Source organism: Kitasatospora sp. NPDC093558, from assembly GCF_040683475.1.
In the GTDB taxonomy this organism is placed as follows: Bacteria; Actinomycetota; Actinomycetes; order Streptomycetales; family Streptomycetaceae; genus Kitasatospora.
The window spans coordinates 1-4781 of record NZ_JBFBDY010000492.1 but is presented as its reverse complement, the minus strand read 5'-3'; the positions used below and the strand labels follow the sequence as shown (position 1 = coordinate 4781).

2 protein-coding genes and 1 pseudogene are annotated in these 4781 nt (G+C 71.1%); all 3 read left to right on the top strand.

The features are described from left to right. On the top strand, window positions 1-350 hold a 350-nt coding region (locus tag AB0O00_RS29855; RefSeq protein WP_363657014.1), incomplete at its 5' end, for a siderophore-interacting protein. A 225-nt stretch (window positions 351-575) separates the two neighbouring features. Further along, a pseudogene (locus AB0O00_RS29850) lies at window positions 576-2405 on the top strand (S8 family serine peptidase); the annotation flags it as partial. 2081 nt (window positions 2406-4486) lie between these two features. After that, window positions 4487-4781 (top strand): alpha/beta fold hydrolase (locus AB0O00_RS29845; protein WP_363657012.1); only part of this gene is annotated, 295 nt, incomplete at its 3' end.

Genomic DNA, 4781 nt, shown 5'->3' with positions numbered 1-4781 from the left:
CCGGGGTCGCGGCGCTCGCGTTCGTCGAGGTCGCGGACGCGGCCGAGCGGCAGCCGCTCGACGGCGCCGCCGATCTGACCGTCCGCTGGGTCCACCGCGGCGACGCCCGCCCGGGCGCTCCGCTCGCCGAGGCGGTCCGGGCGGCCGAGCTGCCGGCGGGCACCCCGTTCGCTTGGCTGGCGGGGGAGGCGGGGGCCGTCCGGGCGCTGCGCCGGCACCTGGTGGAGGAGCGCGGGGTGCCAAAGGAATTTGTCGATTTCTCGGGATATTGGCGTTACCGGCTCACCCAGGACGACGCGCCGACGGCGGAGGACCTGGCGGACGCTCAGGAAAAACTCACGATGTCCTGATTCCATCCGGTCGGGGTTCGTATGTCCGGGCGTTCGCCGACGAACGCCCGGACCTCCGCGAGCCCGGCGGTGGCTGCGATCCGTATCCCTGGCCGGAACCGGCCCTGTTTGGCGTGCTGCTGACAGGGAAGAGAGACATCCGGTCGGCGGTGCGGCCCGTTTTCGCCCGGTAGCAGGTGGCGGTTGTCCGCCAGTGTCCGAAGTTCGCCAGTGGGGTGAACGGGGATGATCAGGCACTGCTTCGCAGGTGAGAGCAGGGTAAAGGTCTTCGATGGCCGGATTTCCGCTCTGCATTTTACTAACCGATGGTCATTTTTACTTGTCGATGGGGAAATCCCCCCTTGTCGTGGTCGTGCCGGATGCGCTGGAATGCGTCCGCTGTCGGGACGCGCGGTCCGGGGCAACCACGCGGCCGACCAGGATCCGCGGAGGCCGGGACCGTGCAACCTGACGTCTCATCAGACGAAAGGATGTCCATTGAACGGCTGGCGGAAATCCCAGCTAGCAGCCGCCGTCACGGTCACCGCCGCGTCCATGGTCCTCGGTTTCGGGACCACGGCGTTCAGCGCCCCGATCCCCGACACCACCAACGCCCCCAAGGCGTCGGCGGACGGGGCAGCGGCGCCGGTGATCGTGATCCTCAAGGACCAGATAGCGGACGCCCCGGCCGACAACGGCCACGTGGGCGCCCGTCAGCAGAAGACCGAGCACGCACAGGCTCCGCTGCTGAACAAGGTCAAGGCCAACGGTGGCACCAACGTCAAGAGCTTCGTGCTCGGCAACGCCTTCTCGGCCACGGTCAGCCCGGCCCTGAAGGCGCAGCTCCAGGCCGACCCGGCCGTCGCCTCCGTGGTGGCGGACACCCAGGTCTCCGTCACCCCCGCCGTCGCCGCCAAGGCGAAGGCCGCCCAGGCCGCCGAGGACGCGAAGCCGTCGTCGGCCGCCGCGCCCGCGGACGCCGTTTCGGGCAGCAACGGCACCCAGGCTCCCGAGGAGAACGCGACCAACACGGTCTGCCCCTCCGACCCGAGCAAGCCGCTGCTGGAGCCCGAGGGCCTCTACTCGACCCGCGTGGCCACCGGCAACGGCAAGGCCGGCGCGGCCGAGCTGGCCACCGGCAAGGGCGTCAAGGTCGCCTACATCGCGGACGGCCTGGACCCGAACAACCCGGACTTCATCCGGGCCGACGGCTCGCACGCCGTCGTCGACTATCAGGACTTCTCCGGCGACGGCTGGAACGCGCCCACCGGTGGCGCGGAGGCCTTCGGCGACGCCTCGGCGGTCATCGCCCAGGGCCGCCAGGTCTACGACGTCTCGAAGTTCGTCAACCAGTCGGCGCACCCGCTCGCGGCCGGCTGCAACATCCGCGTCAAGGGCATCGCCCCCGACGCGGACCTCGTCGCCCTCAAGGCGGGTGGCGAGATGATGTCCAACTCGGCCATCCTCCAGGCGATCGACTACGCGGTGCGGGTCCAGCACGTCGACGTGCTGAACGAGTCCTTCGGCGGCAACCCCACCCCGGACTCCAGCGCCCACGACACCATCTCGCTCTTCAACGACCAGGCCGTCAAGGCCGGTGTCACGGTCTCCGTCTCCTCCGGCGACGCCGGTCTGAGCGGCACCGTCGGCTCCCCGGCCACCGACCCGCTGGTCATCGCGGTCGGCGCCTCGACGGACAACCAGAACTACCAGCAGACCGGTTACGCGGCCGCCGGGTTCTCCAACAAGACCTGGAGCAACAACCGCATCTCCGCGCTGTCCTCGGGCGGCTTCACCCAGGCCGGCCGTTCGGTCGACCTGGTCGCCCCGGGTGAGTCGGACTGGGCCCTGTGCTCGCCCGACCTCACCAAGTACACCGACTGCAAGGGCTTCGGCGGCACCGGCCAGGGCATCCAGTCCTTCGGTGGCACCAGCCAGGCCGCGCCGTTCGTGACCGGTGCCGCGGCCCTGGTCATCCAGGCCTACCGCGACACCCACGGCGGCGACTCGCCGTCCCCGGCGCTGGTGAAGAAGTTCCTCACCGGCACCGCCACCGACCTCGGCGTCCCGGCCGAGGAGCAGGGCGCCGGTCTGCTGAACGTCCGCGGCGCCGTCGAGGCCGCCCGCGGCTACAACGACGGTGACGGCACGCCCGGCAGCAGCCAGGTCGTCGTGAACACCGGCCAGCTCGACATCGCCGGCACCCCGGGCTCGGCCCACACCGCCGACGTGAGCGTCACCAACACCAGTGACACCACCCAGACGGTCAGCGCCACGACACGCAGCTTCGCGCTGCTGGGCAACAGCCAGCAGACCGTCGCGATGGACTCGGCCTCCACCGACACCTTCAAGTACGCCACCAACGGCGTGCCGTGGGTGAAGAAGCAGGTCAAGATCACCGTTCCGGCCGGTGCCGACCGCCTCGCGGCGTCGATCGCCTGGCAGGGTGCGGCCAACCCGACCGTCAACGGTCCGGTCGTCCGCATGACGCTGCTCGACCCGAACGGCCGCTTCGAGACCAACACCCGCCCGCAGGGTGGTGCCACCCCGGCCAACTACGGCCTGGTGGACGTCCCGCACCCGGTCGCCGGCGAGTGGACCGCGATCCTCTACACCCCGCAGGGCAAGGGCGGCTACACCGGCCCGGTCCAGCTCGGCGCCACCTTCCAGCGCGCGGAGCCGGCCGGCACCGTGGGCCCGAACGTCGTGGACATCGAGCCGGGTGCGACCAAGACCCTCAAGGTCCAGGTCACCACCCCGACCACCAGCGGCGACTCCAGCGAGGCGGTCACCGTCTCCAGCGCCAACGGCCAGACCACCAGCGTCCCGGTCATCCTGCGCAGCCTCGTGCCGGTCACCAACGGCGACGGCGCCTTCTCCGGCACCATCACCGGCGGCAACGGCCGCAGCGGCTCGCCCACGCAGAGCTTCTCCTACGCGTTCGACGTCCCGAAGGGCCAGAAGGACCTGCGGGTCGGCGTCACCGTCAAGGACTCCAAGCTCCTCATGCAGGGCGCGCTCATCAGCCCGAACGGCACCCCGGTCGACATCGAGGGCAACGCCCTCCTCGACGCCCAGGGCAACCTGACCGGCACCGGCGCCGGCGTCTCGGCCACCACGGTCAACCCGGCCGAGGGCCGCTGGCGCTTCGTGTTCAACGTGATCGGCTCGGTCAGCGGCCAGCAGCTCGGCCAGGACTTCGCGGGCACCATCGGCTTCAACAAGAACGTGGCCACCGCCGCGGGCCTGCCGACCGACGCGAAGACCAAGCTCGCCGCCAACAAGCCGGTGACCTTCCAGGTCAACTACACCAACAACACGGTGGCGACCCAGGTGATCGCGGCCGACGGCCGTCTCGACCGCCGCACCGACGTGAACCTGGTCCCGCAGGGCGCCTCGTCCTCCGTCACCCTGCCGCTGTCGCTGACCTCCACGGTCCCGTCGTTCCTGGTTCCGCCGGGCACCGACCAGCTGAAGGGCGTGGCCGCGTCCACGACCCCGGCCCAGCTGGAGCTCAGCGCCACCACCGCCTCGCCGGACCTGTTCGGCGACCTGAAGAAGGCCCAGAACGGCTCGACCATCTCGGTCGCGACGTCCACCGGGACCGCCTCCCAGCCGGTCGTCCCCGGCCTGTGGGGCACCTTCCTCCAGCAGATCGGCCCCTTCTCCGACAAGGGCGCCCCGGCCGGTTCGGCCACCATCACCGCGACCGCCCACACCCTGGCGTTCGACCCGGCGCTGACCTCCAGCACCGGTGACATCTACGCCGCCGCGGTCAACGCCACGGCCCCGGCCGCCAAGCCGGTGACCGTCGCCCCGGGCGCCACCGGTTCGCTGCAGGTGACCATCACCCCGACCGGCGCGAAGGGCAGCACCGTCCGCGGTGTCCTGTACCTGGTGTCCGGCCCGACCGGTGTGGCCACCGCGAACAACAGCGTGAGCACCACCGGTGCGGTGCTGGCGGCCCTGCCGTACAGCTACACGGTGAACTGACCCACCGCGCACCACGCGCCGAGGCCGCTCCGGAACTCCGGGGCGGCCTCGGCCGCGTTTGCGGGCCGTGTTTCCGCGCGGGCTTCCGGGCGCGTTTCCGGGCCGTGCCGCTGGGCAGGGTCCGATCGAACGGACGTATCGGATTTCCGACCGGGGAGCGGGAGTTGAGCGACGCGATCAAGCACAGCCACGTCGAGGTGAACGGCGTGCGACTGCACATCGCCGAACAGGGCGAGGGCCCGTTGGTGCTGCTGCTGCACGGGTTCCCGGAGAGCTGGTACTCCTGGCGGCACCAGTTCGCGCCGCTCGCCGCCGCCGGGTACCGGGTGGTCGCCCCCGACCAGCGCGGCTACGCCCGCAGCGAGCAGCCCGAGCGCATCGACGCGTACACCCTGCTGCACCTCGTGGGCGACGCGACGGCGCTGATCGGCGCGCTCGGCGCCGAGCAGGCCGTGGTGG